Genomic DNA, 25748 nt, shown 5'->3' with positions numbered 1-25748 from the left:
TCGTAGCCGTCTTGTCCGAGCGGACAACGCCCGCGTCGTCGCCCCTCCTCCAGCCTCCGCCCGTGCAGGCTTCAGTGCCCGGCGTGGCGCCGCGCCCACTCGTGCATGACGATCGCCGCGGCGGCAGCGGCGTTGATGGAGCGCGTCGACCCGTACTGCGTGATCTCGACGACCAGGTCGGCGGCGGCGAGTGCCTCCGGGCTGAGTCCGGGCCCCTCCTGGCCGAACAGCAGCACGCACCGCGCGGGCAGGTCGGCCGCGTCGACCGGGATCGAGCCCTCGACGTTGTCGACCGCGACGATCGGCAGCCGCTCGCGGCGCGCCCAGGCGACGAGCTCGGCGACATCCGGATGGTGCACGAGGTGCTGGTAGCGATCGGTGACCATCGCGCCGCGCCGGTTCCACCTGCGACGCCCGACGATGTGCACGGCCTGCGCGGCGAAGGCGTTGGCGGTCCGGACGATCGAGCCGATGTTCAGGTCGTGCTGCCAGTTCTCGATGGCGACGTGGAACGGATGGCGCCGGGTGTCGAGGTCGGCGACGATGGCGTCGAGCCGCCAGTAGCGGTACCCGTCGACGACGTTGCGGCGGTCGCCGTGCTCCAGCAGCTCGGGGTCGTACCGCGCATCGTCGGGCCACGCCTCGCGCCCGCCCGGCCAGGGACCCACGCCGTACGGCAGGTGCGGCTCGGCCGGGGCGTCGCCGTCGCGTGCTCCGGCGTCCGCCGCGGCATCCGTTCGCTCATCGACCACGGTGCCACGCTAGTCGCCGACTCCGCCCGTGACGCCGAATGCATTTCGGCGACCCGAAACCGCGCTACGATTTCGGTATGCCGAAAGGTGCCGCCGTCGCCACGATGCTCGTCTCCGCCGCACTCGCGCTGAGCGGGTGCGCCGGCCCGTCCACCGGCGACCGCGACGACGACCGACCGGTCGTGCTCACCACGTTCACCGTGCTCGCCGACATCGCCGGCGAGGTGGCCGGCGAGCACCTCCGCGTCGAATCGATCACCAAGGTCGGCGCCGAGATCCACGGGTACGAGCCGACGCCCGGCGACCTGCGCCGCGCCGCGGAGGCCGACCTGATCCTCGACAACGGGCTCAACCTCGAAGCCTGGTTCGAGCAGTTCGTCGACGGCCTCGACGTTCCCCACGTCGTGGTGAGCGACGGCGTCGAGGTGATGGAGATCGCCGACGGCGAGGCCGAGGGCCTGCCGAACCCGCACGCCTGGATGTCGGCCCTGAACGTGCAGCGCTACGTCGACAACATGGTCGTCGCCTTCGGCGAGCTCGACCCCGAGCACGCCGAGGACTACGCGGCCAACGGCGCCGCCTACCGCGCCGAGCTCCAGGCCGTGCACGACGAGCTCGTCGCCGACCTCGCCGACCTGCCCGAGAACGAACGCGCGCTCGTCACGTGCGAAGGCGCGTTCTCGTACCTCGCTCGCGACGCGGGACTCGCCGAGCAGTACCTCTGGGCCGTCAACGCCGAGCAGCAGGCGACCCCCCGGTCGATCGCCGGCACCATCGAGTTCGTCGACGACCAGCGCGTGCCCGCCGTCTTCTGCGAGTCGACCGTCTCCGACGAGTCGATGCAGCAGGTCGTCGAGGCCACGGATGCCGCGTTCGGCGGGGTCCTCTACGTCGACTCCCTCTCCGAGCCGGACGGCCCGGTCCCGACCTACCTCGACCTGCTCCGGCACGACGTCGAGGTCATCACCGACGGGCTCGCGGGAGGCCGGTGATGACCGGCCCCGTCGCATCCGCCCGCCCAGCGGCCCCGGCCATCGACGTGCGCGGACTGACCGTGCACTACGGCGACGTGCTCGCGCTCGACGACGTGAGCCTCACGCTCCGCCGTGGCACGGTCTGCGGGCTCATCGGCATGAACGGCTCGGGCAAGTCGACGCTCTTCAAGTCGATCATGGGCACCGTTCGCCCCGACCACGGCACGGTCGCAGTCGCCGGACTCACGCCGAAGCAGGCGCGGAAGGGCGGGCTCGTCGGGTACGTGCCCCAGAGCGAGGAGGTCGACTGGGCGTTCCCGCTCAGCGTGCACGACGTCGTCATGATGGGCCGCTACGGGTACCAGGGCTTCACCCGGCGCCCTCGCCCCGCCGACCGCGCGGCCGTGGCCGAGGCCCTCGAACGGGTCGAGCTGTCGCACCTCGCCGACCGGCGCATCGGCGCGCTCTCCGGCGGGCAGCGCAAGCGCGCGTTCGTCGCCCGATGCCTCGCCCAGCGCGCCGACGTCCTCCTGCTCGACGAGCCGTTCGCGGGCGTCGACCGACCCAGCGAGCGCACGATCAGCGCGCTCCTCCGCGAGCTCGCCGCGGGCGGGGCGACGGTGCTCGTGTCCTCGCACGACCTCGAAGCGCTCCCGCGGCTCGCCGACGAGGCGATCCTGCTGCTCCGCCGGGTGCTGCTGCACGACACCCCGGAGGCCGCGCTGCGACCCGAGCAGCTCGCCCGTGCGTTCGGCCTCGACCTCGCCGCCCGCGCCGACGAGGAGGGCGAGGACTGATATGCCGGTGCTCGACTTCCTCCTCGACCCGCTCGGCTACGACTTCATGCAGCGCGCCCTGCTCGTGACCGTCACCGCCGCGATCGTCTGCGGCGTGCTCAGCTGCTGGCTCGTGCTCATCGGCTGGTCGCTCATGGGCGACGCCGTCTCGCACGCGGTGCTGCCGGGGGTCGTGATCGCCTACCTGCTCGGCACCCCCTTCGCGGTCGGCGCGCTCGTGTTCGGCATCGGCGCAGTGGCCCTCATCTTCCTCGTGCGCGCGACGAGCCGCGTGAAGGAGGACGCCGCCATCGGCGTGGTGTTCACCACCCTCTTCGCACTCGGGCTGGTGCTGATCTCGGTCGTGCCGAGCCAGACCGACCTCGGCCACATCCTCTTCGGCAACCTGCTGGGCGTGAGCGCGGCCGACCTCGTCCAGGTGCTCGCGCTCGGCGCGGTCACCCTCGCGATCCTCGTGCTGAAGCGCCGCGACCTCACCCTCTACGCGTTCGACCCCACGCACGCCCATGCGATCGGGCTCAACGCGAAGGCGCTCGGCGCACTGCTGCTCGGCCTGCTCGCCCTGACCGTGGTGGTCGCACTGCAGGCCGTGGGCGTCGTCCTGGTCGTCGCGATGGTCATCATCCCCGGCGCCACGGCCTACCTCCTGACCGACCGGTTCGCGCGGATGCTCGTGATCGCGCCCGCCGTCGCGGCGACCTGCGCCGTCGTCGGGATCTACGCGAGCTACTACCTCGACGCCGCCTCGGGCGGGATGGTCGTGCTCACCATGGGCCTCGCGTTCTCGCTCGCGTACCTGTTCGCGCCGCGCCACGGCGTCGTGGCGCGCCGCGTCGCCGCGGGCCGGCGCAGGTCGGGCGCCGCACCGGCGCACCGCGTCGACGGCCGGGTAGGGTGACACCGATGCCCGCCAGCAGCAGCCCCGCCGTCGAGGACTACCTCAAGACGATCCACGGCCACACCGAGTGGCAGCCCGAGGCGATCACCCCGTCCGGGCTCGCGGCGGCGCTCGGCGTCGCCCCCTCCTCGGTCACCGAGATGGTGAAGAAGATGGCCGCGCAGGGGCTCGTGCAGCACGTGCCGTACGGCGCCATCCGGCTCACCGACGACGGCCGCGCCCGCGCCCTCGCGGTCGTGCGCCGCCACCGCCTCATCGAGACCTGGCTCGTCCGCGAGATGGGCTACGCGTGGGACGAGGTGCACGACGAGGCCGAGGTGCTCGAGCACGCGCTCTCCGACCGGCTCCTCGAGGCGATCGACGAGCGGCTCGGCCGCCCCGAGCGCGACCCGCACGGCGACGCCATCCCGCGCGCCGATGGCACGCTCGTCTCCGAGCCGTCGGTCCGGCTCGACGAAGCCGCGACGGGGCACGTCGGGCGGGTCATCCGCATCAGCGACCGCGATTCCGCGGTCCTGCGCGAGCTCGACGGCGCCGGCATCGGCCCGGGCAGCGAGCTGCGGGTGACGGATGCCGAGCACGAGGCGACCGTCACGGTCGCCGTCGCCGGGGCGAGCCGTACGTTCGCGCGCGAGGCGGCCGCCGGCATCTGGATCTCCGCCTGATTCGCCCCGCCCCCTCCCGTTCGGGCGGGTGGTGAGCGAGGATGGCCAGATGGGTCGCACCAAGCAGAAGATCAGGCCCGAGCTCACCGACGCCCAGTGGGACCGGCTGCGGCGCTACGGCTCGCCGCAGGAGACCGCGGTCGGCGACGTCCTCTTCCGGACCGGCGAGCGCTGGTACGACCTCATCCTCGTCGAGGAGGGCGAGGTCGAGGTGGTGCGCGAGGCCCTGTCGTGGACCGACGAGACCCGGCTGGCACTGCTCGGCCCCCGCACGTTCGTCGGCGAACTCGGCCTCCTGAACGGGCAGCGCGCCTTCCTCACGGCGCGGGTCACCACGGCGGGCCGGGTGCTGCGCGTCGACCACGATGCGCTCCAGCGCCTCATGGCCGAGGACGAAGAACTGTGCGACCTGCTGCTGCGCACGCTCTGGGCGCGGCGCGAGCTCCTCCGTCACGGGCCGGCGGCCTGGACCCTGAAGATCGTGGGCTCGTCGCGCGACGCCGCCTCGCTCGCGCTGCGACGCTACGCGGAACGCCTCGAGCTCGCCCACACCTGGGTCGACGTCGACGACCCGGACCTCGACCACGACGTGTGGTCGCACGGCTTCACGCGCGACGACCTCCCCGTGGCCTTCGTGCAGGGCGAGCCGGTGCGCAACGCGACGCCGGGCGGCATCGCCGAGATGCTCGGGCTCGCCTACAGCTCGGAGGACGACACGGAGTTCGACCTGGCCGTCGTCGGCGCGGGACCGGCGGGCCTCGCGGCCGCCATCTACGGCGCCTCCGAGGGGCTGCGGACCGTGCTGCTCGACGCCGTGGCGCCCGGCGGGCAGTCGGCGACCACGTCCCGCATCGAGAACTACCTCGGGTTCCCCTTCGGCGTGAGCGGCGACGCGCTCACGTCGCAGGCGTCGCTGCAGGCGTTCAAGTTCGGCGTGCGCATCGCCGCCCCGTGCCCGGTCGTGCGACTGGCCGCCGAGGACGGCGTGCACCGCCTGCTCCTCGCCGACGGCGCGATCGTCCGCGCCCGGGCGGTGGTGGTCACCACGGGGGTCTCCTACCGCGGCCTCCCGCTCGACCGCTGGGACGAGTTCGAGGGCAACGGCATCCACCACGCGGCATCCGCGCTCGAGCTCAGGCAGGTCGCCGGGTCCGACGTCGTCGTCGTCGGCGGCGCCAACTCGGCGGGCCAGGCTGCACTCGCCCTCGCCGCCAATGGCTGCCGGGTCCGTCTCGTGGTCCGGTCCGACGACCTCGCCGACCGGATGTCGAGCTACCTCGTCGACCGCGTCCGGGAGGATCCCCGCATCGAGGTGCTGACCGGCACCGAGGTCTCGGCGCTCCACGGCGACGAACGCCTCGACCGTGTCTCGCTGCGCGGCGCCACCGACGAGACCGTCGACTGCGCGGGCCTGTTCTGCTTCATCGGCGCGGTACCCGCCACCGACTGGCTCGACGACCTCGAACGCGACCCGGGCGGCTTCGTGCGCACCGGCGCCGACGTCGTCGGACTCGGCGACGCCTGGCGCGCGCTGGGGCGCATGCCCCTGCCGTTCGAGACGTCGGTGCCGCGGGTGTTCGCGGCCGGCGACGTGCGCGGCGGATCGATGAAGCGGGTGGCCGCCGCGGTCGGCGAGGGGTCCAGCGCCGTGGCATCCGTCCACCTCGCGCTCTCGGCGACGGAGGTGTACGCATGAGCGGCGAGGGGCAGCGGCTCGCGCCTCCCCCGTCGGGGGCCGGCTGCGTGGAATGCCTCGAGGGCGGCGGATGGTGGTGGCACCTGCGTCGCTGCGTCGAGTGCGGGCACGTCGGATGCTGCGACTCCTCGCCCGAGCAGCACGCGAGCCGGCACGCCCATGAGACCGAGCACGCGGTGGCGACCTCGTTCGAGCCCGGCGAGGACTGGTTCTGGGACTACCTCGCCGGCACCCCCGCCCGGCCCGTGCCCCTGTCGCCGCCGACGTCGCGTCCGGAGGACCAGCCCTCCCCCGGCCCCGCGGGCAGGGTGCCGGCGGACTGGAAGCAGCGCCTGCACCGCGCGTGATCGAGACGCCCCCGGCATCCGCCGTTCATCGTGCCGTGATCCGGGCGGCCTAGAGTGGCCCCATGGGCAAGCGTGAAGAGGTCGAGGCCTGGCTGACCGACATGGACGGCGTGCTCGTGCACGAGAACCACGCCCTCCCGGGGGCGGCCGAGCTGCTGCAGCTGTGGGAGGACTCGGGGACCCCGTACCTCGTGCTGACGAACAACTCGATCTTCACCGCGCGCGACCTGTCGGCACGACTGCGCGCATCGGGCCTCAATGTGCCGCAGGAGCGGATCTGGACGTCGGCGCTGGCCACGGCCGACTTCCTCAAGCAGCAGCTGCCCGGGGGGTCGGCGTTCGTCATCGGCGAGGCCGGCATCCTCACGGCGCTGCACGACGCGGGCTTCGTGATGACCGAGACGAACCCCGACTTCGTGGTCGTCGGCGAGACTCGCAACTACTCGTTCGAGGCCATCACCAAGGCGATCCGGCTGATCGGGAACGGCGCCCGGTTCATCGTCACGAACCCGGATGCCACGGGCCCCAGCGCCGAGGGCCCGCTGCCCGCGACCGGTGCGATCGCGGCGCTCATCACGAAGGCGACCGGCCGGGAGCCGTACGTCGTGGGCAAGCCCAACCCGATGATGTTCCGCTCGGCGCTGAACAAGATCGGCGCGCACTCCGAGAACACGGCGATGATCGGCGACCGCATGGACACCGACATCGTCGCGGGGATCGAGGCCGGACTGCACACCGTCCTCGTGATGACCGGCATCAGCGACCAGGCCGAGATCGAGAAGTACCCGTTCCGGCCCGACGAGATCCTCTCCGGCGTCGCGGAGCTCCTCCCGTCCGAGCCGGTCGAGGTCGAGCTCTAGCGAGCGGATGCCGCCCCGCGATGTCCGGGCGGCCCCGGCTCAGGCGGGCAGGTCGATCTCGCGGTCCGGGTCCCACGGCTCGGTCCACCCCAGGCGGTCGAACAGTGCGTCCAGCACGAGCGCGGTGAAGCCCCAGACGAGCCGACGGGCGCCGCCGCCGGTGACGGTGAACGCGGGACCGCGCCATTCCTCGCCGTCGCGGCGCAGCACGGTCGTGCGCCGATGCTCGGGGTCGAGCAGGTCGGCGACGGGGGTGCGGAACACGGCGGAGGACTCGGCCTCGTCCACCGGCGCGACGGGCGTGGGCGCCGCCCACCATCCGAGCACCGGGGTCACGAGGTGCCGGGAGTAGGCGAGCGGGATCTGCTCGAGCGTGCCGAGCACCTCGACGCCGCCGGGGTCGAGGCCCGTCTCCTCGCGCGCCTCGCGCAGCGCGGCGGCGACCGGGTCCGGGTCGTCGTCGTCGACCCGGCCGCCGGGGAACGCGATCTGCCCGGCGTGCGAGCGGAGCGTGGTCGCGCGCGCGAGAAGGAGCACGTCGAGGTCGCGCGAGACCGCGCGCGACTGGGCCTCGTGGTCGCTCGGCAGGTGGTCGAGCACCCCGAACAGGATGAGCACGGCGGCGGCGCGGGCGTCGTCGCCGACGGGCTCGCGCACGGCCTCCCATCGGCGCCCCAACCACGGATCGCCGACGAGCGCGGCGAGCTGGGTGCGGGCGGGGCCGTCCGCGTCGACGCTGCGGCTCGCCCGGCGCGGGTCACCCATGGCTGCCTCCTCGTGCCGAGACTACTCCCCGGGCCGCCGGTCGTCGCCCGCCGGGTCCGCGTCCTCCGCGCCGTCGGGGTCGCCCGCCCCCGGGTCGTCGTGCTCCGGCTCGTCCTCCCGCGGCCGGCGCGACCACCGGCTCTCGTGCAGGAAGACCTGCGTCACGACGACGAGCGCGACGATCACGACCGCCCCGACCCAGAACGTCCAGTCCATCGCGCCCTCCTACGCCAGGTTCCCGTACGCGGTCTCGACGGCCGTCCAGAAGGCCTCGACGTCGAGTCCGACGGCGACGTGCGCATTGGGTTCGCGCGCGAGCATCCCGTCGAGGTCCACGCTCGTGGCCCCGACCGTCTCCGCGCCGGCCAGCTCGACATCGAGCCTGGTGCGCACGACCTCGACCGCCCCCGGATCGGCCAGCACGGCGACGGCGACCGGGTCGTGCAGGGGCCCGTCGGGCAGGCCGAAGACCTCGTCGTTGGTGCGGCAGAAGAACTCGAGGAGCTCGTCGCCGAAGGCCGCGGTGCGGTTGCCGACGGCGGCCAGGCGCTCGCGCACGCCCGCGGTGACCATTGCCCGATGGGTGACGTTCAGTCCCACCATTGTGAATCGGATGCCGCTGCGGAGCACCCGGTCGAGGGCCTCCGGATCGACCCAGGCGTTGAATTCGGCGTACGGCGTCACGTTGCCGCGCTCGGTCGACCCGCCCATCCAGACGATCTCTCGGATCCGGTCGGCGAGGTCGGGCCGGTCGGCGAGCAGCACGGCGAGGTTCGTGGTCGGGCCGGTCGCGATGATCGCCACCGGCTCGGACGACGCGGCGAGGGTGTCGGCGATGAGCTGACCGGCGCTGCGCGGGTCGAGCGGGACCGGCGTGTCCGCGGTGTCGGGATCCGGCAGTTCCGGGCCGCCCAGGCCGTTCTCGCCGTGGATCCACTCCGCCGTCGAGAGCTCGCGGACCAGCGGGCCCGCCGCGCCCGCGGCGACGGGCACCCCGGCGACGCCGGCGACGGCGAGCGCGATGCGGGCGTTCCGGCTGGTGTGCTCCAGCGGCACGTTGCCGCCCACGGTCGTCACCGCGAGCAGCTCCAGCGCCGGATGGCCGGCCGCGAGCCAGAGCGCCACGACGTCGTCGTGGCCCGGGTCGCAGTCGACGATCACCGGAATCGTCACCTGGCCTCCAACCGCTCGGCGAGGCCGAGCACGTCGGCTCGACCGGCGTACGAGTCGACCGTGCCGCGGCGCTGCACGGCCAGCGCGCCGGCCGCCACCGCCGCGCGCACCGCCTCGGGCAGCGTTCGGCCCTCGGCGAGCATCGCGGTGAGCGCCCCGGTCGCGGCATCCCCGGCGCCCGTGCTGTCGACGGCGTCGACGCTCGGCGCCGCCACGGCCCATGCGCCCGTCGCGTCAGCGGCGACCGCGCCGCGGTGGCCGAGCGTGACCACGAGCGACCGGGCGATGCCGGTGACGGCGGATTCCGCGGCGTCCCGCCATGCCTCGACGGGGGCGTCGTCGTCGAGGCCCGAACCCAGCCCGAGGGTGCGGGCCTCGTGGACGTTGACGACGAGCGGGTCGGCGACGGCGAGGGCCGCGCGACCCACGGGGACCGGCGGGGCGAGGTTGAGCACGAATCGGAGCCCGGCCCCCTCGCTCGCGTCGGCGATCGCCTCGATCGCGGCGATCGGGAGCTCGCCCTGCGTGAGCACGACCGACGCGCCGTCCAGGCGAGGCGCCTCCGAGCGCACCGCGACGGCGTCGAAGTCGGCGTTCGCCCCGGCGGTGACGACGATGGTGTTCTCGCCGGATGCCGCGACGGTGATCTGCGCGACACCCGTCGGTGCGTGGGGCACCGCCACGACCCCGTCGGTCGCCAGTCCGAACCGGTCGAATGCGGCGCGCGCGACGTCGGCGTTCGCGTCGTCGCCGACACGCGCCACGAGACGGACCCGCGCTCCCGCCAGGTGCGCGGCCACCGCCTGGTTCGCGCCCTTCCCGCCGAGCGCCACGCGGAAGTCGCCGGAATGGACGGTCTCGCCCGGGCGGGGGAAGTCGCGCACGTAGCTCGTCGCGTCGACGTTCACCGAGCCGAACACGACGATCGCGGCCGGCCCGCCGACGGGTTCGGCGGAGCGCGCGGCCGTCATCTCAGCCCTGGCTCTGCGCGCCGACGCTGCCCTGCACGTCGGCCGTGATCGGCGATCCGCCCCGGCGCGTGACGAAGCAGTAGTAGTCGCGCTCCCCCGCAGTCCACTGCTCCTCTGTCACCGGGTACGTGCCCTCGACCTGCAGGTCGCCAGCGAGCGCCGCCATGTCGGGGTCGATCACATTCTCGGCGCCGCAGAGCGCGGCGACCTGCGCGGCCAACTCGGTTTCGCCCGGGAAGGGGGCCGCCTCGTCGGTCGACACCGCGTCGCGCAGCACCAGCTGGGCCGCGTGCGGGGTCGCGCAGTCGATGACGGTGAACTCCTCTGCCCACGGCCCCTCGAACGGCTCGAGGCACTCCCCGCCGGCGAGGTCGTTCCACGCGTAGGTGCCCGGTGGCTGCGGCCCGGTCGGCTCCGCCACCTCGGCGGGCGCACCGGCGGATTCCTCCCCGCCTCCGAGCAGCTGCGAGCCGAAGGCCACGCCGGCCACGACGAGCAGCACCGCCGCCAGCCCGCCCGCGATCCACGCGAGCAGCTTGACCGGCGAGCGGCCGCCGCGATCGTCGTCCGCGGCGGCAGGTCGCGACCCGCCGCGACCGTAGCCGTCGTCGTCGCGGCCGTACCGGTCGTCGCGACCGTACCGGTCGTCACGGTCGTCACGGCCGTACCGCTCGTCACGCTCGTACCGGTCGTCACGGCTGTACCGGTCGTCGCGGCCGTACGCGTCGTATCGGTCGGAGCCGTCGTCACGGCGGTCGTCGGCTCGTGCGAACGGATCCACCCCGCGCGAACGCCCGGCGCCGCCGCCCACGAGCGGGGTCGGAGCGGTCGCCCCGAACCCGGCGCCGCCGAAGAGCGACGCCAGCCCGTCGTCATCGCCCGTCTCTTCGCGGCGGTCGTCGACACGGCCACCGCGACGGTCGTCCCAGCCGTCGCCGCCGCGGTCGTCCCAGCCGTCACGGCCGCGGTCGTCGCGGTCGAAGGCGGCCCGATCCTCGCGGCCACCGTACGGCTCGCGGTCGTCGCGGTCCGACGCATAGGCGTCGCGGTCCGACGCATAGGCGTCGCGGTCCGACGCGTAGGCGTCGTCGCGCCGGTACCCGTCGTAGGCGTCGGCCTCGGAATCGCCGGCCTGCGGCTGATCGTGCTCGTGGTCGTACGACTCGTCCCAGCCATCGGCGGTGTCGTCCGCCCCGTCCCACGCCGTCACGCCGGCCTCGCTCCGGCCGCCGCCCGTCGCGTGCGCGTCAGCCGACTCCCGGTCGTACCGGGCGTTCGGATCCTCGTACCCCGACGCCTGCGGCGAGGGCTCGGGCATTCCTCGGCGACGCGGGCCCGACTGCGGATCGGCCTTCGGATCCGGTGCATTCGGGTCGGGCGTGAGGTTCCAGAGGAAGCCCGCCTGGGCAGCGCCCGCTGCGACCGGGTCGTCATCGTCACCGCCGTCGAACCGCTCGTCGTCGCGAGCGCCGCCGCGTTCGCCGGAGCGGTCGCGACCGTCCGTGGCGCCGTCGCGATCGGCGTACCAGCGCACGTCGTCGCGGTCGTCCCGTGCGGCGTCGTCATGGTCGTACCCCGACCGGTCGTACCCGCCGTCGTCGTAGCCGCCGTGGTCGTCGCCGCCGTCGTCGTCGTACCCGCTCTGGTCGTACCCGCGATCGTCGTACCCGCGCCGGTCCTGTCCGCGGTCGTCGTACCCGCCCCGGTCGTAACCGCGGTCGTCGTAGCCGCCCCGGTCAGGTCCCCGGTCGTCGTAGCCGCCCTGGTCGTACCCGCCCTGGTCCCGACCATCCTGGTCGTACGCACCCGGGTCGTACCCGCGCTGGTCCCGACCATCCTGGTCGTACCCACCCTGTTCGTACCCGCGGTCGTAGCCGCCCCGGTCCTGACCGCGGTCGTCGTACCCGCCGCGGTCGTCGTAGCCGCCACCACGCGGGTCCGCCCCGCCGCCGGCGTAGCCCTGCGCGCCGTCGCCGTAGTCGAGCCCCTGGCCGGAGGCGTCGGCGTACGCCTGCTCCTCGGAGTACCCGCGCCCGTCGTCGTACGGCTCCCACGGCTGCGCGGCCGGGGTCTCGTCGTGCAGGGCCGACCAGAGCTCGTCGTCGAAGTCGGTGCGGGCGGGCGGGAACACCTGGCTCCCGGACGGCGGCGCCGACGGCGGGGCCTGGCCCGCACCGGGTTCCGAGAGCTGGCGGAAGGCCGCGCGGAGTCCGTCCTCGGTCTCGATGGGCTGCTGCTGATCGCCCCACGTGAGCGCGAAGTTCGTCGGCGGGGTCACGGGGCCGGGCGGGGGCACCTGCGGAGGCTGGATCCCGCCGAAGGCGGGAGGCACCGGGGCGCCCACGGGGGGCTCGACCGAGGTCAGGCGGTCGTGCGAGCCGGGCGGGGGAACGGGCGGGCGCCGGTCGTCCCAGCTCGGGGGCTGGTTCCACGCCGGGGCCTGCGACTCCCACGTCTCGGCGGGACGCTGCCGCGGCTCGTCGCGAGGACCACCGGGCTCACCCACGACCGGGAGCGCGCGCGTGGCGGCCTCATCGGCGGGCGGCTCGGCGAGCGAGAACCAGTCGAGCGACTCCTCGCTCCGGCGGCGGGGGCGCTCCATGGGCGGCGGCGAGGCCGGCGGCTGCGCGACGGGCGGCTGCGGGGCCGGCCGGCCCTCCAGGTCCGGGCGCCGGCCGCTGCCGAGCTGGCTCAGCAGCCAGTCGGCGTCGTCCGGGTCGCCCGAGTCGTAGCGTCCGTCGCGTGCGTTCATGACAGTCCCAGATCCTTCAATCCGATGGCCGCGAGGTAGGGGACCCCGGCGGCTTCGATGACCTCGCGTGCGCCCGTGTCGCGGTCGACGACGACCGCGACCGCGGCGACCTCTGCACCGGCCGCGCGCAGGGCGTCGATGGCCTTCAGCGGCGAGCCGCCCGTGGTCGACGTGTCCTCCAGGACGACGACGCGTCGGCCTGCGACATCCGGACCCTCGACCTGCTTGCCCCGGCCGTGGTCCTTCGGCTCCTTGCGGACGACGAACGCGTCGTACTCGAGGCCGCGTGCCGCGCCCTGGTGCAGCACGGCCGTGGCGATCGGGTCGGCGCCCATCGTCATCCCGCCGACGGCGGCGACGTCCGGGACCTCGGCGATGAGGTCGAGCATGACCTGGCCGATGAGCGGCGCGACGCGGTGATCGAGGCTCACCTTGCGGAGGTCGACGTAGTACGTCGCCTTCTTGCCGCTCGTGAGCGTGAAGTCGCCGTGGAACACCGCATCGCTGGAGATGTACTCGATGAGCTGTCGGCGGGCCTCGGCGGACTGGGGGTTCCGGGAAGTCACCCGAACACTCTACGTCGTGCGGCCCCGGTGCCGCGGGGCCGATCCCCAGATCGCGGAGCCGCGCGCGGGCCGCTCAGCCCTCGGTCCGGCCGTCGCCGTGGGCCTCCTCCTCCGCCCGGCGTCGCGATGCGCGGGTCGTGGTGGCGTCGGCGATCCGCGAGAGCACGGGCTCGTCCGACGGGGCGAGCACCGTCGGCAGGTCGATGTGGAACTCGGAGAGCTCTCGGGCGCCGCGCCGGACGAATCGGTACAGCGCCGAGCCGATGAGCACGCCGAGCGAGATCGACATGACCGTGGCGAACGCGGCGGTGAAGTCGGCGATGCCCGCGGTGGCGGCGACCGCGCCCTCGGTCACGCCGATCAGGCCCGATGCGCCCGGCACCAGGACCCAGAACGCGGGGAGGAAGATCATCTGCGACGGGACGCCGCGGAGATCCTCGATCCACAGCACGAACGGGGTCACCGCGAGCGCCCCGATCAGCCCGCTGACGTACGGCCCGAAGGCCAGGGCGCCGATCTGCTGCGCGCCATAGGCCACGGCGAGGGCCAGGAGCACCCACCCGTAGCTGCGCCCGGGGGCGGTGAAGTGCAGGTAGTTGCCGAGGCCGTACAGCGCGAGCCCGATGCCCGCGACCCACCAGGGCAGGGTGGTCGTCACCTCGAGCGGGAGGTAGTCGTCGCTGCCGACGCCGACGATGGTGCCCGCGGAGAGGATCCCGAAGGCGAGCAGGGCGAGCTGCACGAGGCCGGCGCCGAGCCGCGACGTGCCCGCCACCATCTGCCCGGCGGCCAGTTCGCGGACGCCCGTCGTGAGCTGCGCGCCCGGCAGGAAGGTGGCCAGCGGCGCGATCAGGACGCGGAGCGGGTCGCCGAGCTCGATGTAGGGCGCGAGCAGGAAGACGATGAGCGCGCAGACGAACGAGGCCACGATGGGCAGCACCAGGCCGAGCGTCTGCGAGCGCACGAGCTTGACCAGGCCGATGAGCGCGCCGAGGCCGAAGCCCACGAGCGCCGCCTGCCAGCTCGGTGCCAGCAGCAGGGCGAGGCCGGCGGTGAGGATGGCGTGGCCCAGCGTGCGCATGAACCAGTGCCGGCTCGGCGGCATCGCGCCGATCTCGTTCAGGCGGCGGATGCCGTCGGCGGGCGAGATCTCGGCGGCGCGCGCCTTGCGGAGCAGTCGCGCCATCTCGGCGATCTGGTCGAAGCGGAAGGTCGCCTGCACCGAGTTCAGCGCCACTCGGGCGGTGTCCCCGCGGCCGGTCTGCACGAACGCGATGGTCGGCAGGACGACGAGGTCCACGTCGTCGAGGCCGTACGCACGGGCGATCTGCATCACGTCGGCCCGGATCCGGTCGACGGACTCCGACGAGGCGGTCATGCCCTCGGCGAGTCCGAGGAGGAAGCTGCGCAGCAGCGCGGGGTCCTCGACGCGGTGGTCCTCGTCACGGGGAAGGTCGGGTGGGGTCGGGGTGATCGGCATCCGCGCGCTCCATCGTGTCGCTGGGGCGCGGCGAGCGGAAGCCGGACCCCGGGGTGTGGTCACGCTATCCGCGGCGGCGGTCGATGTCGAGGCGACGGGTATGACGAAGGGCCGCCCCGCGGGGTGTCCCTCCCCCGCGCAACGGCCCTGCACCGGAGCCGAGCGGCTCCGAGATCTCGCGGACTCAGGCGGTGCGCGCGAAGGTCTCGCGGGGCTGGCGACGGTATCCGTCGCGAGCCGTGGTGACGATCGAGCCGACGATGCCGGCGATCGAGACGGTGAGGAGCAGAGCGGTGATGGTGAACACGGCGGTTCCTTTCGAGGAGTTCGTTGGAATGTCGGGCGACCTGGTGCGCCCTTGCACGTGTCCGACCCGTCAATTGTGACGTGAAAAACCGTTCAGCACAATCTGATGGAACTACAGTGACGATGTAGTCTGGCTACATGGATGTTCGACGTCTCGACCTGCTCCGCGAACTCGCCGAACGCGGGAGCGTCACCGCCGTCGCCGAGGCCGCCGGGCGTACGCCCTCGGCCGTCTCGCAGCAACTCAAGGTCCTCGAGCGCGAGGCGGGGATGCCGCTCACCGAGCGGGTCGGACGAGGCGTCGTGCTCACCAGCGCGGGACACGCGCTGGCCCGCTCGGCCACCGAGGTCGCGGTCGCCCTCGAGCGCGCGTCGGCGCTCTGGGACGAGTTCCGGAACCACCCCAGCGGCGAGGTGTCGCTGCTCACCTTCCCCACCGTCGGCGCGACGCTCCTGCCCGTGGTCCTGCGCGACCTCGCCGCGGTCGCGGGCCTCGTGGTCCGCGCCACCGACCTCGACCCCGGGCTCGCGGAGTTCCCCGACCTCACGAACGACTACGACATCGTGCTCGCGCACACCATGCCGGGCGAGCTGCCGTGGGGCGGGCGGGGACTCCGGGCGATCCCGCTGCTGACCGAGCCGCTCGACATCGGCATCCCGGCAGACCACCGGCTCGCCGCGCGCGCGCACGTGACGCCGGCCGACCTCGTCGACGAGACCTGGCTCGGCGTCCCGCCGGGCTTCCCGTTCGAGCGGATCCTCCACGCGATCGAGCAGGCCGGCGGCCGGCAGGTCGAGGTCAGCCAGCGCTTCAGCGACATGCGGATCGTCGAGGCCTTCATCGGCGCGGGCCTCGGCGTGGCCTTCGTGCCGCGGTACACGTCCGGCGTGCTGCCCGAGGGCATCGTGCTGAAGCCGCTGCGGGGCGTCGCCTCCGTCCGGCAGATCTTCGCGCTGGTCCGGCCGGACGTCGCCGAGCGGCTCGCCGTCCGGACCGTGCTCGAGGTGCTCGCCGACCGGGCGGGGCGCCTCGAGCAGCAGCACGAGGCGCACTGAGCCGCCGCGTCACGAGGGCGGGCGCAAGCCCTGCTCGACGACGGCACGCGCGGTGCCGTTGGCCGCACGGAGGGCCCCGCCCTCGGCGTGGTACTCGAACAGACCCATGCCCGACCGGTCGGCGAACGCCACCCCGCCCGGCGAGTAGGTGCCCGACGTGAAGAAGAGCGGCCTGCGACCGTCATCGGCTGCGACCCCGGCCAGCTCCCGGATCTGCGCGACGGGCACCGTGGTGCGCTCGCCCAGGTTCTTCACCTGGGCGATCCAGTGGGCGCTCACCACGTCGACGCCGCCGTCGCCCGTGAAGCGCGTCACCTCCGCATCGGATGCGCCGAGATGGCGCATCCAATCGGCGACGAGCTGCTCGGCGCCGCGATGCGATACGCCGTACGGCTGCGGACCGGGCCTGGGCCACGCCGTCGGCAACGGGAACGCGGGCTCGCGCCGGCCGGCCCGGAGCGCCTCGGCCAGCCCGGCCTGGGTCGCGACCGAAACGACGGCGCCCTCGCACCGCGCGACGAGGTCGTCGTGCCGCTCGCGCACCCACCGCTGCACGACGGCGAGCACGGCGGCAGCGGCGACGAGTAGCCCGGCGTAGGCGGCCGGCCCCAGTCCCAATGGCACCGGGAACCCGGGGCGCGCGGCGACCGAGGAGGTGGCGGCCCCGGCGATCGCCCAGGCCGCGGCGTACCCGATCCACCACCACCAGGTGGCCGTCGCCGTGGGGCCGGACTCCGACACGATCCGCGAGGCCGCGGCGACGGCGGCGCGGGAGAGGGTGGCCCGGGCGGCCTCGACCGGGAGCCCGAGCGGAACGCGGGCACCGAGCCGGCGGCCGAGCTCGACGGCGGCGCGATGGAGGGGCTCGGTCAGCACGTTCGCATACTAGGAGCGGCATACGACATGGTGGCGTACCATCCGAGGATGCCCGACGACGTGATCCTCTTCGACGTGCGCGACGGCCTCGCGCACCTCACCCTCAACCGCCCCGCACGCCTCAACGCCGTCGATCCCGAGGCGATCGGCCGCTGGCAGGAGCTCGCGCACGAGATCGCGGAGCGCGACGACATCGGCGCGGTGCTCTTCGACGCCAACGGGCGGGCGTTCTGCGCCGGGGGCGACGTCGTGGCCATGTCGGCGCTGGCCGGCACCGGAGACGCCCCGGGCGGCGACGTCGTGCGACGGCTCGCCGACCGCATCCACGACGGCCACCGGGCGCTCCGCGAGAGCACGAAGCCGATCGTGGCGGCGGTGCAGGGCCCGGTGGCGGGTGGCGGGCTCGGCTTCATGCTCGTCGCCGACGTGATCGTCGCGTCCAAGCGAGCGACGTTCGCCAGCCGCTACGCCGACATCGGGCTCACGCCGGACTGCGGGGTGAGCACGCTGCTGCCGGAGGCGGTGGGCGTGCGGCGCGCGCTCGAGCTCACGCTCACCTCGCGCACGCTGAGCGCGGCCGAGGCGCTCGACTGGGGCCTGGTCGCCGAGGTCGTCGCCGCCGACGCGCTCGCCGCCCGCGCACGCGACATCGCCGAGGGATGGCTCGCCGGGGCGACGCACGCGTTCGGCCAGGCGAAGCGACTGGTGCACGCCGGGCGCTCGCGATCGTTCGGCGAGTCGCTCGACGACGAGGCCGTCACCATCGGCGCGGCCATCGAGACCCCGTACGCGCAGCGGGCGGTCGCCGCGTTCGCCGCCCGCTGACCTCGCCCCGGCGGGGCGCGAGCCCTCAGTCGTGCTGCGGGAAGCCCAGGTTCAGCCCGCCGTGGCTCGGGTCGAGCCACCGCGAGGTGATCGCCTTCTCCTGGGTGAAGAAGTCGAACCCGCGCGGGCCGTAGGCCTTCGCATCGCCGAACAGCGAGTCCTTCCACCCGCCGAACGAGTGGTAGGCCACCGGCACGGGGATCGGCACGTTGATGCCGACCATGCCGACCGTCACCTCGCGCTGGAAGCGCCGGGCGGCGCCGCCGTCGTTCGTGAAGATCGCGGTGCCGTTGCCGTAGCGCGACGAGTTGATCAGCTCGAGTCCCTCCTCGTAGCCGTCGACCCGCACGACCGAGAGCACCGGGCCGAAGATCTCGTCGCGGTACACGGCCGACGACGTCGGCACCCTGTCGATCAGCGTCGGCCCCATCCAGAAGCCGTCGGGCTCGCCGTCCACGTCGGGGTCGCGGCCGTCCACGACGACCGACGCACCGTCCTCACCGGCCACGTCGAGGTACCCGGCGACCTTGTCGCGGTGCTCGCGCGTGATGAGCGGGCCCATGTCGCAGCCGCGGGTGCCGTCGCCCGTCTTCAGGCGCGCCATCCGCTCGCCGATCTTCGCGACGAGCTCGTCAGCGATCGAGTCGACCGCGACGACGGCCGAGATGGCCATGCAGCGCTCGCCCGCCGATCCGAAGCCCGCGTTCACGGCGGCGTCGGCCGCGAGGTCGAGGTCGGCGTCGGGCAGCACCAGCATGTGGTTCTTCGCGCCGCCGAGGGCCTGGACCCGCTTGCCGTTCGCCGTCGCGGTCGCGTAGATGTACTGCGCGATCGGCGTCGAGCCGACGAACGAGATCGACCGCACGGTGGGGTGCTCGAGCAGCGCGTCGACCGCGACCTTGTCGCCGTGCACGACGTTCAGCACGCCGTCGGGCAGCCCGGCCTCCTGCATCAGGCGGGCGAGCCAGATCGACGCGGACGGGTCCTTCTCGGACGGCTTCAGCACCACCGTGTTGCCCGTCGCGATGGCCAGCGGGAAGAACCACATCGGCACCATCGCCGGGAAGTTGAACGGGCTGATGATGCCGACGACGCCGAGCGGCTGGCGCAGCGAGTACACGTCGATGCCGGTCGAGACGTTCTCGGAGTACTCGCCCTTCGTGTACGCGGGCATCGCGCACGCGAGTTCGACGACCTCGAGGCCGCGGGCGATCTCGCCGGCGGCGTCGCCGAGCACCTTGCCGTGCTCGCTCGTGAGGATCGCCGCGAGCTCGTCGCTGCGCGCGTTCAGCAGCTCGCGGAACGCGAACATCACCTGCTGGCGCTTCGCGATCGACGTGTCCCGCCACTTCGGGTACGCGCGCGCCGCGGCCTCGACCGCGGCGTCCACGTCCTCGGTCGACGCGAAGCGCACGCGGCGCTGCTCGACGCCGCGCGCGGGGTCGTAGACGGGCCCGGTGCGATCGGATCCGCCGGACGCGGGCGCGCCGTCGATCCAGTGCTCGACGATCTCGGCGGTGCTGGTGCCCCCGGCGCTGGGGGCGGTCTGGGTGTCGGTCATGATGCTCTTCCTTCCGGTCGAGTGCTCGGGTCGGTCGAAGTCGGTGGACGGATGCCGCAGCGCGGCCTCACACGGCGACGGTGCCGAGCACCTCGTCGTAGATCGCGGCCGCCTGGGCGACCTCGTCGGCGGTGACCACGCACGGCGGCACCACGTGGATGCGGTTCTCGGCGACGAACGGCAGCAGCCCGCGCTCGATCAGCGCACCCTTGACGCGGCCGACCTCGGCGGCGGGCAGCGGTTCCCGCGTCTCGCGGTCGGCCACGAGGTCGAGCGCCCAGAAGACGCCCTCGCCGCGCACCTCGCCGATCACGGCGTGCTTGTCCGCGAGCTCCGTCAGCGCGGGCGCGATGGCCTCCGCGCCGACGCGGCGCGCGTGGTCGACGATGCCCTCGGACTCCATCGCGTCGAGCGCGCCGACGATCGACGCCATCGCGAGGGGATGCCCCGAGTAGGTCAGGCCGCCCGGGAACACGCGCTCGTCGAAGTCGGCGGCGATCTCGTCGGAGATCACGACGCCGCCCACGGGCACGTAGCCCGAGTTCACGCCCTTGGCGAAGCTGATCAGGTCGGGCCGCACGTCGTACCCGTCGAAGGCGAACCAGCGCCCGGTGCGCCCGAAGCCGCACATCACCTCGTCGAGGATCAGCATGATGCCGTGGCGGTCGCAGAGCTCGCGCACCCCGGCGAGGTAGCCGGGCGGCGGCACGAGCACGCCCGCCGTGCCGGGCACGGTTTCGAGCAGCACGGCCGCGATGGATGCCGGCCCCTCCGCCTCGATCACGCGGCGCAGGTGCCGCAGCGCCCGCTCCGACTCCTCCTCGGGCGTCGTCGCCCAGAACTCGGAGCGGTAGAGGAACGGGCCGAAGAAGTGCACGTGCCCGCGCGCGTACTCATTCGGGATGCGCCGCCAGTCGCCGGTCGAGACGATCGCCGCCCCGGTGTTGCCGTGGTACGACCGGTAGGTCGACAGCACCTTGTCGCGGCCGGTGTGCAGCCGCGCCATCCGTATCGCGTTCTCGTTCGCGTCGGCACCGCCGTTGGTGAAGAACACCTTCGACATGCCGTCGGGCGCACGATCGGTGATGCGCTTCGCGGCCTCGCCGCGCGCGAGGTTCACGATCGGCGGGCCGATGGTGGCCAGCAGTTCCGCCTGCTCGCGGATCGCGGACACGACGGCCGGATGCTGGTGGCCGATGTTGACGTTGACGAGCTGGCTCGAGAAGTCGAGGTACTCGCGGCCCGCGTGGTCCCAGACGGTGGTGCCGCGTCCGCTCGCGATGACGAGCTGCGGCGGCGAGCCCTGTGCCGACCATGAGTGGAACACGTGCTCCGCGTCCAGCTCGCGGGCGAGCTCGTCGAGGCCTTCGGTGAGGTTGTCGGTCATGGCGTCGTCGCCTTTCCTGCGGTTCGGGTCGATGGGTCGGATGCCGCGCGGCCGGCCGGATGCGCCGGCCCCGCGGCATCCGTTCTCCTACTGGCCGCCCTCGGTGAGGGTGACCTCGATGGGCTCGAAGGACTCGCCGGTCGTGTCGACCTCGTCGCCGAGCTCCTCGATGGCCTGCTCGATGTACTCGTTGGTCCACGCCGAGGCCGGCGGTTCCTCCGTGATCGGGCTCGCACCCGACTCGTTCACGGCCGACAGGGCGCCCTCGACGGTCCGGTCCCAGGCCGCCTCGTCGATCACGCCGATGCCGTTCTCGGCCGGCCAGATGAGCTTGTTGGTCTCGTTGACCATCCACAGCTCGTGGCTCGGGCCCCAGCCGGAGCCGGCCGCGATGGTGATCTCGGACGCGTCCTCGGGGTTGTCGCGGACGAACGCCCAGCCCTTGATGACGGCCTTGAGGAACGCGACCGTCGTCTCCTGGTACGCCTCGTCGCTCTCGAGCCGCTCCGTGTCGGCCCAGATCGCATCCTGCAGCATGGCGCCGACGGTGTCCTCGTAGCTGATGACGTTGAAGTCGTCCTCGGTGTAGAGCTCGCCGGTGTCGGGGTCGACGGTCTCGAGCAGCTGGGCGTACTCGTTGTACGTCATCGCCTGGGCCGCATCGATGTCGCCCTGCAGGAACGCGTTCATGTTGAAGTCCTGCGTGATGATCTCGACGGTCGACGAGTCGAGTCCCTCCTCGGCCATCGCCGCGAAGATCTCCCACTCGTTGCCGAAGCCCCACGAGCCGATCTTCTTGCCCTCGAAGTCGGCCACCGACGAGATGTCGGAGTCGGCCCACGACACCTGGAGGGTGCCCGAGCGCTGGAAGATCTGCGCGATGTTGGTGAGGTTCGCCCCCTGCTCGATCGAGCCGAGCACCTTCGGGACCCAGGCGATCGCGTAGTCGACGTCGCCGTTGGCGAGCGCGTCCTGCGGCACGATGTCGCCGCCGGAGGGGATGATCTCGACCTCCAGGCCCTCCTCCTCGAAGTAGCCGTTCTCGACCGCGGCGAAGTAGCCCGCGAACTGGCCCTGCGGGAGCCACTGGAGCTGGAGGCGCACGGGCGTGAGCTCGTCGCCCCCGGCGTCGCCTCCGCCGGCGTCTCCGCCGGAGTCGTCGCCGCCTGCCGAGCAGGCCGCGAGGAGCAGGGCCGCCGTGGCGGCGAAGGCTCCGGCCGCGAGTCCGCGGCGTGTGCTGTGCTTCATGTCAGTCCTTCCTGGTTCCCGGTGCGTGCGGTGGTGCTGGTGGTGCCATCCCCGGCAGGGCGGGGACGTCGGTGCCGGACCGCGTGGTGGGCGGTGCGGGCGAGCGGATGCCGCCGGCCCGGCGCGACGCGCGTCATCGCGCACCTCCGCCGGGGCCGCGGCGCAGCACGAGCCGTTCGAGTCCGAGGGTGACGAGGTAGAACGCCAGGCCGAGCGCGATGGAGGCGAGCACGTACGCCCAGGCCCGGGCGTAGGCGCTCGACGCTGCCGACGTCGAGATGAGCGAGCCGAGACCGCCGCGCGGGCCGCCGAAGTACTCCGCGACGAGCGCCGAGATCACGGCGAGCGACGACGCGATGCGGATGCCGGTGAGCACGAACGGAACCGCGGTGGGCAGCGTCAGGGTCCGCAGCACCTGCTGCGGGCTGGCCGCATAGGCCTTCATCAGGTCGCGGTGCACGGGCGCGGTCTGCCGGAACCCGCGCAGGGTGTTGATGAACACGGGCACGAACGAGGCGAGGGCCGCGATCGCCTGGCGGCCGAACTGGCTGTCGGCGCCGAACATCGAGTTGAGCACGGGGGCGAGCGCCACGATCGGCACCACCGCCAGCGCCGCCACGATCGGCGCGCTCATGCGGTCGACGACCCTCCAGCGCGCGGCGACCGCGGCGAGCGCGATGCCGAGCAGCGAGCCGACGACGAGGCCGATGAGCGCGTTGGTGCCGGTGACGAGGGTCGCCGAGACGATCGACGGCCAGAACGCGACGAACTCCTCGACGATCGAGGTGGGGCTCGGCAGCAGGTAGTCGGAGACCCCGACGACGCTGACCAGGAAGTGCCAGAGGCCGAGGACGACGAGCCCGACGACGATCGGCGCGGCCACGCGCACGACCGCCTCGGTCCGCGGCGCCATGCGGGCGGGTCGTCCGGCGGTCGTCGCGCTCATCAGCGGGTCTCCACTCCGCGCGGACCGGATGCCACGGGCGATCCGCCGTGCAGCGCCTCGCGCACCGCGGTCACCATCTCGAAGAAGGCGCGTTCCTCGCGGAGGTCCTCGGTCCGCGCGGCGCGCGCCGCCTCGGCGCCGAGCCGCATGGGCACGATCTCCTGGATGCGCCCGGGCCGCGGCGACATGACGACGACCCGGTCCGAGAGGAACACCGCCTCGGGGATCGAGTGCGTGACGAAGACGACGGCGGCGCCGGTCTCGGCCGAGATGCGCACGAGCTCGGTCTGCATCTTCTCGCGCGTCATCTCGTCCAGGGCGCCGAACGGCTCGTCCATCAGCAGCAGGCGCGGCTGCTCGGCGAGGGCGCGGGCGATCGCGACGCGCTGCTGCATGCCGCCCGAGAGCTGGTCGGGGTACCGGTCGGCGAAGTCCGACAGCCCCACCATCTCGAGCAGGTGCGCGACGCGGTCGCGACGGTCGGCCGCGGCCGATCCGTGCAGCTCGAGCGGCAGCGCCACGTTCGCGGCGACGGTCCGCCACGGCAGGAGCCCCGCCTGCTGGAAGGCGATCCCGTAGTCCTGGTCGAGCCGGGCCTGGCGGGCGGACTTGCCGAACACCGAGAGCGCGCCGTCGGTGGGCTCGTCGAGGTCGGCGATCAGGCGCATGAGGGTCGACTTGCCGCATCCGCTCGGGCCGATGAGCGAGACGAACTCGCCGGGCGCGATCGCGAGGTCGATGTCCTGCAGCGCCTGCACCTGGCCGGTGCGCGTCTCGAAGACCTTGTCGACGCCGCGCACCTCGACGGCCGCGGTGCTGGCGGGCGTGGCATCCGTCATGCGGATTCCTCCGATCGTCGGTAGTTCCTGAGGATGACGCCGAGCAGCGCGACCGAGCCGGCGGCGACGAGGCCGAGCACGATGGCGCCGAAGATCGGCCCCCACGCCTTGGCGGGGTCGCCGGACGCCTGCCCGGCGAACTGGATGAGGATCCGGCCGATGCCGCCCTGCAGCCCGGTCGAGACCTCGGCGACCACCGCGCCGATGACGGCGTTCGCCGCGCCGAGTCGCAGGGCCGGCAGCAGGTAGGGCACCGCGGCGGGGAAGCGCAGCTTGGCGAGCGTCTGCCAGTACCCTGCGGCGTAGGCCTGCATCAGCTCGGTGTGGATCCGGTCGGGCGACTGCAGCCCCTTGAGCGCGCCGATCGCGATGGGGAAGAACGCGAGGTAGCTCGCGATGAGGGCGACCGACATCCAGTCCTGCCACTCGAACGAGCCGATCTCGACCCGCGACCCCCAGCTCTTGACGACCGGGGCGAACGCGATGAGCGGCACGGTCTGGCTGAGCACGATCCACGGGAGGAGGCCCCACTCGGCGATCCGCCACCGCTGCATGACGAGCGCCAGCCCGATGCCGACGACGACGCCCACCAGCCAGCCGGCCGCGGCGATGCCGAGCGTGGTCAGCGCCGCGAGCAGCACGACGAGCCAGAGCGGCTGCGCGGTGGGCGCCCCGGTGACCGGCTCGGCCAGCCGTGCGAGCATGTCCCAGACGTGGGGCATCGCGAGGTCCGTCGTGCGCGGGAGGACGCGGGTGTCGCCGATCACGACCCCGTCGTCGGGCGCGAGCGCCTTGTAGCCCTCCCAGGCGAGCGCGATGACGACGATGCCCGCGAGCCCCCACGCCCAGGTCGCCGCCATGCGTCCTGCGCGGCGCGAGGGGCCGGGTCGACCCGCCCGTCCCGGTCGGCGGATGCCGCCGGGCGCACCGCCCGGGACGGCCTCGGCCGCCGGGTCGGTCTCGCGCTCGCGCAGGTCGGTCATGACTTCGCCACGACGTGCTCGGAGAGCGCCGGGATCACGGTCTCGCCGTAGACCCGCAGCGTCTCCTCCTTGTTGTCGTGCTGGAGGTACCCGGCGAACTGGTCGACGCCCAGCTCGGCGAGCGCCTTCAGCTTCTGGATGTGCTGGTCGGCGGAGCCGAGCACGCAGAACCGCTCGACGATCTCGTCGGGCACGAAGTCGACGTGGTCGTTGTCCGCCTTGCCGTGCGTGTTGTAGTCATACCCCTCGCGTCCGCGGATGTAGTCGGTGAGGGCGTCGGGCACGGTGCCGTGCATGCCGTACTTCGCGACGATGTCGGCGACGTGGTTGCCGACCATCCCCCCGAACCAGCGGCACTGGTCGCGCATGTGCGACCAGTCGTCGCCGATGTACATGGGCGCCGCGACGCAGATCTTCACCGACATCGGGTCGCGGCCGGCCTTCTCCGCGGCATCCCGGACCGTCTTGATCATCCACTCGGCGATGTCGAGGTCGGCGAGCTGCAGGATGAACCCGTCGCCCACCTCCCCCGCCACGCGCAGGGCCATCGGCCCGTACGCCGCGACCCACACCTCGAGCTCCGAGCCCTTGCTCCAGGGGAAGCGGATGTTCGAACCGTGGTACTCGACCGACCGCGAGCTGCCGAGCTCCCGGATGACGTGGATCGACTCGCGCAGCTCGGTCATGGTGGTCGGCTTGCCGTTCGTGACGCGCACGGCCGAGTCGCCGCGGCCGATGCCGCAGACGGTCCGGTTGCCGAACATCTCGTTGAGCGTCGCGAACACCGACGCCGTGACCGTCCAATCGCGGGTCGCCGGGTTCGTCACGAAGGGGCCGACCTTGATGCGCTGGGTCTGCGCGAGGATCTGGCTGTAGATGACGTAGGGCTCCTGCCACAGGATGTGCGAGTCGAACGTCCACACGTGGCTGAACCCGTGCACCTCGGCGAGCTTCGCGAGCTGGACGGTCCGCGATGCCGGGGGGTTGGTCTGGAGTACTGCTCCGAATTCCATGCTGCTCCCGCC

General features: G+C 73.2%; 26 protein-coding genes. 9 read left to right on the top strand and 17 right to left on the bottom strand.

Features of this window, described 5'->3' with window-relative positions:
* Positions 1 to 71 precede the first annotated feature (71 nt).
* Positions 72 to 752 carry a TrmH family RNA methyltransferase gene (locus tag ACUY4T_RS06965; RefSeq protein WP_446018198.1) on the bottom strand — a complete coding sequence of 227 codons (681 nt, stop codon included), beginning with the start codon at positions 750 to 752 and terminating at the stop codon, positions 72 to 74.
* A 77-nt stretch (positions 753 to 829) separates the two neighbouring features.
* Here ACUY4T_RS06965 and ACUY4T_RS06960 point away from each other — a divergent pair, with 77 nt between their 5' ends.
* The 7 genes from ACUY4T_RS06960 to ACUY4T_RS06930 all read left to right on the top strand — a co-directional run bounded on the left by ACUY4T_RS06960 (position 830) and on the right by ACUY4T_RS06930 (position 6989).
* The gene (locus tag ACUY4T_RS06960) at positions 830 to 1744 is read left to right on the top strand and encodes a metal ABC transporter substrate-binding protein (protein ID WP_446018197.1); all 915 of its coding nucleotides are present in this window, start codon (positions 830 to 832) and stop codon (positions 1742 to 1744) included.
* On the top strand, positions 1744 to 2523 hold the full coding sequence (locus tag ACUY4T_RS06955; protein WP_446018196.1) for a metal ABC transporter ATP-binding protein: 780 nt from the start codon (positions 1744 to 1746) through the stop codon (positions 2521 to 2523). The genes ACUY4T_RS06960 and ACUY4T_RS06955 overlap by 1 nt, the downstream gene beginning before the upstream one ends.
* A 1-nt stretch (position 2524) precedes the next feature.
* Positions 2525 to 3421: a metal ABC transporter permease gene (locus ACUY4T_RS06950; protein ID WP_446018195.1), complete on the top strand. Its 897-nt coding sequence runs from the start codon at positions 2525 to 2527 to the stop codon at positions 3419 to 3421.
* A gap of 5 nt (positions 3422 to 3426) precedes the next feature.
* Entirely contained in the window at positions 3427 to 4086 is a 660-nt protein-coding gene (locus tag ACUY4T_RS06945; protein ID WP_446018194.1) for a metal-dependent transcriptional regulator, read from the top strand.
* Between the two features lie 49 nt (positions 4087 to 4135).
* On the top strand, positions 4136 to 5782 hold the full coding sequence (locus tag ACUY4T_RS06940) for an FAD-dependent oxidoreductase (RefSeq protein ID WP_446018193.1): 1647 nt from the start codon (positions 4136 to 4138) through the stop codon (positions 5780 to 5782).
* Entirely contained in the window at positions 5779 to 6129 is a 351-nt protein-coding gene (locus ACUY4T_RS06935; RefSeq protein ID WP_446018192.1) for a UBP-type zinc finger domain-containing protein, read from the top strand. The genes ACUY4T_RS06940 and ACUY4T_RS06935 overlap by 4 nt, the downstream gene beginning before the upstream one ends.
* A 62-nt stretch (positions 6130 to 6191) precedes the next feature.
* Complete coding sequence (locus tag ACUY4T_RS06930; RefSeq protein WP_446018191.1) at positions 6192 to 6989, top strand: HAD-IIA family hydrolase; 798 nt, start codon at positions 6192 to 6194, stop codon at positions 6987 to 6989.
* Positions 6990 to 7028: 39 nt separating this feature from the next.
* Here ACUY4T_RS06930 and ACUY4T_RS06925 read toward each other — a convergent pair whose 3' ends face one another.
* The 8 genes from ACUY4T_RS06925 to ACUY4T_RS06890 all read right to left on the bottom strand — a co-directional run bounded on the left by ACUY4T_RS06925 (position 7029) and on the right by ACUY4T_RS06890 (position 15003).
* Entirely contained in the window at positions 7029 to 7754 is a 726-nt protein-coding gene (locus ACUY4T_RS06925) for an NUDIX hydrolase (protein WP_446018190.1), read from the bottom strand.
* 21 nt (positions 7755 to 7775) lie between these two features.
* A complete protein-coding gene (locus ACUY4T_RS06920) occupies positions 7776 to 7970 on the bottom strand; it encodes a hypothetical protein (protein ID WP_446018189.1) in 195 nt (64 codons plus the stop codon).
* Between the two features lie 9 nt (positions 7971 to 7979).
* On the bottom strand, positions 7980 to 8927 hold the full coding sequence (locus ACUY4T_RS06915) for a nucleoside hydrolase (protein WP_446018188.1): 948 nt from the start codon (positions 8925 to 8927) through the stop codon (positions 7980 to 7982).
* The gene (locus ACUY4T_RS06910) at positions 8924 to 9898 is read right to left on the bottom strand and encodes a ribokinase (RefSeq protein ID WP_446018187.1); all 975 of its coding nucleotides are present in this window, start codon (positions 9896 to 9898) and stop codon (positions 8924 to 8926) included. Before ACUY4T_RS06910 ends, ACUY4T_RS06915 begins: the two co-directional genes overlap by 4 nt.
* A 1-nt stretch (position 9899) precedes the next feature.
* On the bottom strand, positions 9900 to 12650 hold the full coding sequence (locus ACUY4T_RS06905) for a septum formation family protein (RefSeq protein ID WP_446018186.1): 2751 nt from the start codon (positions 12648 to 12650) through the stop codon (positions 9900 to 9902).
* On the bottom strand, positions 12647 to 13216 hold the full coding sequence (gene pyrE, locus ACUY4T_RS06900; RefSeq protein ID WP_446018185.1) for an orotate phosphoribosyltransferase: 570 nt from the start codon (positions 13214 to 13216) through the stop codon (positions 12647 to 12649). Before pyrE ends, ACUY4T_RS06905 begins: the two co-directional genes overlap by 4 nt.
* Before the next feature lie 73 nt (positions 13217 to 13289).
* Positions 13290 to 14696, bottom strand: coding sequence for a threonine/serine exporter family protein (locus ACUY4T_RS06895; RefSeq protein ID WP_446018184.1), 1407 nt, complete (start codon positions 14694 to 14696; stop codon positions 13290 to 13292).
* A gap of 184 nt (positions 14697 to 14880) precedes the next feature.
* Entirely contained in the window at positions 14881 to 15003 is a 123-nt protein-coding gene (locus tag ACUY4T_RS06890; RefSeq protein WP_446018183.1) for a hypothetical protein, read from the bottom strand.
* A 137-nt stretch (positions 15004 to 15140) separates the two neighbouring features.
* On the opposite strand from ACUY4T_RS06890, the gene ACUY4T_RS06885 reads away from it, so the two are divergent.
* Positions 15141 to 16058 (top strand): LysR family transcriptional regulator, encoded by a 918-nt coding sequence (locus ACUY4T_RS06885; protein WP_446018182.1) that lies wholly within the window; start codon positions 15141 to 15143, stop codon positions 16056 to 16058.
* A gap of 9 nt (positions 16059 to 16067) precedes the next feature.
* On the opposite strand, the gene ACUY4T_RS06880 is transcribed toward ACUY4T_RS06885, so the two are convergent.
* Complete coding sequence (locus ACUY4T_RS06880; RefSeq protein WP_446018181.1) at positions 16068 to 16934, bottom strand: restriction endonuclease; 867 nt, start codon at positions 16932 to 16934, stop codon at positions 16068 to 16070.
* Positions 16935 to 16982: 48 nt separating this feature from the next.
* On the opposite strand from ACUY4T_RS06880, the gene ACUY4T_RS06875 reads away from it, so the two are divergent.
* The gene (locus ACUY4T_RS06875) at positions 16983 to 17759 is read left to right on the top strand and encodes an enoyl-CoA hydratase/isomerase family protein (RefSeq protein WP_446018180.1); all 777 of its coding nucleotides are present in this window, start codon (positions 16983 to 16985) and stop codon (positions 17757 to 17759) included.
* 25 nt (positions 17760 to 17784) lie between these two features.
* On the opposite strand, the gene ACUY4T_RS06870 is transcribed toward ACUY4T_RS06875, so the two are convergent.
* From ACUY4T_RS06870 to ACUY4T_RS06840, 7 genes are all read right to left on the bottom strand, one after another.
* A complete protein-coding gene (locus tag ACUY4T_RS06870) occupies positions 17785 to 19320 on the bottom strand; it encodes a CoA-acylating methylmalonate-semialdehyde dehydrogenase (RefSeq protein WP_446018179.1) in 1536 nt (511 codons plus the stop codon).
* Positions 19321 to 19387: 67 nt separating this feature from the next.
* Positions 19388 to 20707: an aspartate aminotransferase family protein gene (locus ACUY4T_RS06865; protein WP_446018178.1), complete on the bottom strand. Its 1320-nt coding sequence runs from the start codon at positions 20705 to 20707 to the stop codon at positions 19388 to 19390.
* 87 nt (positions 20708 to 20794) lie between these two features.
* Complete coding sequence (locus ACUY4T_RS06860; RefSeq protein WP_446018177.1) at positions 20795 to 21955, bottom strand: ABC transporter substrate-binding protein; 1161 nt, start codon at positions 21953 to 21955, stop codon at positions 20795 to 20797.
* 133 nt (positions 21956 to 22088) lie between these two features.
* Positions 22089 to 22901: an ABC transporter permease gene (locus ACUY4T_RS06855; RefSeq protein ID WP_446018176.1), complete on the bottom strand. Its 813-nt coding sequence runs from the start codon at positions 22899 to 22901 to the stop codon at positions 22089 to 22091.
* A complete protein-coding gene (locus ACUY4T_RS06850) occupies positions 22901 to 23740 on the bottom strand; it encodes an ABC transporter ATP-binding protein (RefSeq protein WP_446018175.1) in 840 nt (279 codons plus the stop codon). The genes ACUY4T_RS06855 and ACUY4T_RS06850 overlap by 1 nt, the downstream gene beginning before the upstream one ends.
* The gene (locus tag ACUY4T_RS06845) at positions 23737 to 24600 is read right to left on the bottom strand and encodes an ABC transporter permease (protein ID WP_446018413.1); all 864 of its coding nucleotides are present in this window, start codon (positions 24598 to 24600) and stop codon (positions 23737 to 23739) included. Before ACUY4T_RS06845 ends, ACUY4T_RS06850 begins: the two co-directional genes overlap by 4 nt.
* A 119-nt stretch (positions 24601 to 24719) precedes the next feature.
* The gene (locus ACUY4T_RS06840) at positions 24720 to 25736 is read right to left on the bottom strand and encodes a TIGR03842 family LLM class F420-dependent oxidoreductase (RefSeq protein ID WP_446018174.1); all 1017 of its coding nucleotides are present in this window, start codon (positions 25734 to 25736) and stop codon (positions 24720 to 24722) included.
* Positions 25737 to 25748 lie beyond the last annotated feature (12 nt).

The sequence above is a fragment of the Agromyces arachidis genome (assembly GCF_052805135.1).
Note: the sequence above shows the minus strand (reverse complement) of the source record. Positions and strands in the feature narration are given on the sequence as shown.

Bases quoted from the DNA above. Each gene is read 5' to 3' on its own strand.
- ACUY4T_RS06960 (WP_446018197.1), top strand. From the start codon at position 830: ATGCCGAAAGGTGCCGCCGTCGCCACGATGCTCGTCTCCGCCGCACTC.
- ACUY4T_RS06955 (WP_446018196.1), top strand. From the start codon at position 1,744: ATGACCGGCCCCGTCGCATCCGCCCGCCCAGCGGCCCCGGCCATCGAC.
- ACUY4T_RS06950 (WP_446018195.1), top strand. From the start codon at position 2,525: ATGCCGGTGCTCGACTTCCTCCTCGACCCGCTCGGCTACGACTTCATG.
- ACUY4T_RS06945 (WP_446018194.1), top strand. From the start codon at position 3,427: ATGCCCGCCAGCAGCAGCCCCGCCGTCGAGGACTACCTCAAGACGATC.
- ACUY4T_RS06940 (WP_446018193.1), top strand. From the start codon at position 4,136: ATGGGTCGCACCAAGCAGAAGATCAGGCCCGAGCTCACCGACGCCCAG.
- ACUY4T_RS06935 (WP_446018192.1), top strand. From the start codon at position 5,779: ATGAGCGGCGAGGGGCAGCGGCTCGCGCCTCCCCCGTCGGGGGCCGGC.
- ACUY4T_RS06930 (WP_446018191.1), top strand. From the start codon at position 6,192: ATGGGCAAGCGTGAAGAGGTCGAGGCCTGGCTGACCGACATGGACGGC.
- ACUY4T_RS06925 (WP_446018190.1), bottom strand. From the start codon at position 7,754: ATGGGTGACCCGCGCCGGGCGAGCCGCAGCGTCGACGCGGACGGCCCC.
- ACUY4T_RS06920 (WP_446018189.1), bottom strand. From the start codon at position 7,970: ATGGACTGGACGTTCTGGGTCGGGGCGGTCGTGATCGTCGCGCTCGTC.
- ACUY4T_RS06910 (WP_446018187.1), bottom strand. From the start codon at position 9,898: ATGACGGCCGCGCGCTCCGCCGAACCCGTCGGCGGGCCGGCCGCGATC.
- ACUY4T_RS06905 (WP_446018186.1), bottom strand. From the start codon at position 12,650: ATGAACGCACGCGACGGACGCTACGACTCGGGCGACCCGGACGACGCC.
- ACUY4T_RS06895 (WP_446018184.1), bottom strand. From the start codon at position 14,696: ATGCCGATCACCCCGACCCCACCCGACCTTCCCCGTGACGAGGACCAC.
- ACUY4T_RS06885 (WP_446018182.1), top strand. From the start codon at position 15,141: ATGGATGTTCGACGTCTCGACCTGCTCCGCGAACTCGCCGAACGCGGG.
- ACUY4T_RS06875 (WP_446018180.1), top strand. From the start codon at position 16,983: ATGCCCGACGACGTGATCCTCTTCGACGTGCGCGACGGCCTCGCGCAC.
- ACUY4T_RS06870 (WP_446018179.1), bottom strand. From the start codon at position 19,320: ATGACCGACACCCAGACCGCCCCCAGCGCCGGGGGCACCAGCACCGCC.
- ACUY4T_RS06865 (WP_446018178.1), bottom strand. From the start codon at position 20,707: ATGACCGACAACCTCACCGAAGGCCTCGACGAGCTCGCCCGCGAGCTG.
- ACUY4T_RS06860 (WP_446018177.1), bottom strand. From the start codon at position 21,955: ATGAAGCACAGCACACGCCGCGGACTCGCGGCCGGAGCCTTCGCCGCC.
- ACUY4T_RS06855 (WP_446018176.1), bottom strand. From the start codon at position 22,901: ATGAGCGCGACGACCGCCGGACGACCCGCCCGCATGGCGCCGCGGACC.
- ACUY4T_RS06850 (WP_446018175.1), bottom strand. From the start codon at position 23,740: ATGACGGATGCCACGCCCGCCAGCACCGCGGCCGTCGAGGTGCGCGGC.
- ACUY4T_RS06845 (WP_446018413.1), bottom strand. From the start codon at position 24,600: ATGGCGGCGACCTGGGCGTGGGGGCTCGCGGGCATCGTCGTCATCGCG.
- ACUY4T_RS06840 (WP_446018174.1), bottom strand. From the start codon at position 25,736: ATGGAATTCGGAGCAGTACTCCAGACCAACCCCCCGGCATCGCGGACC.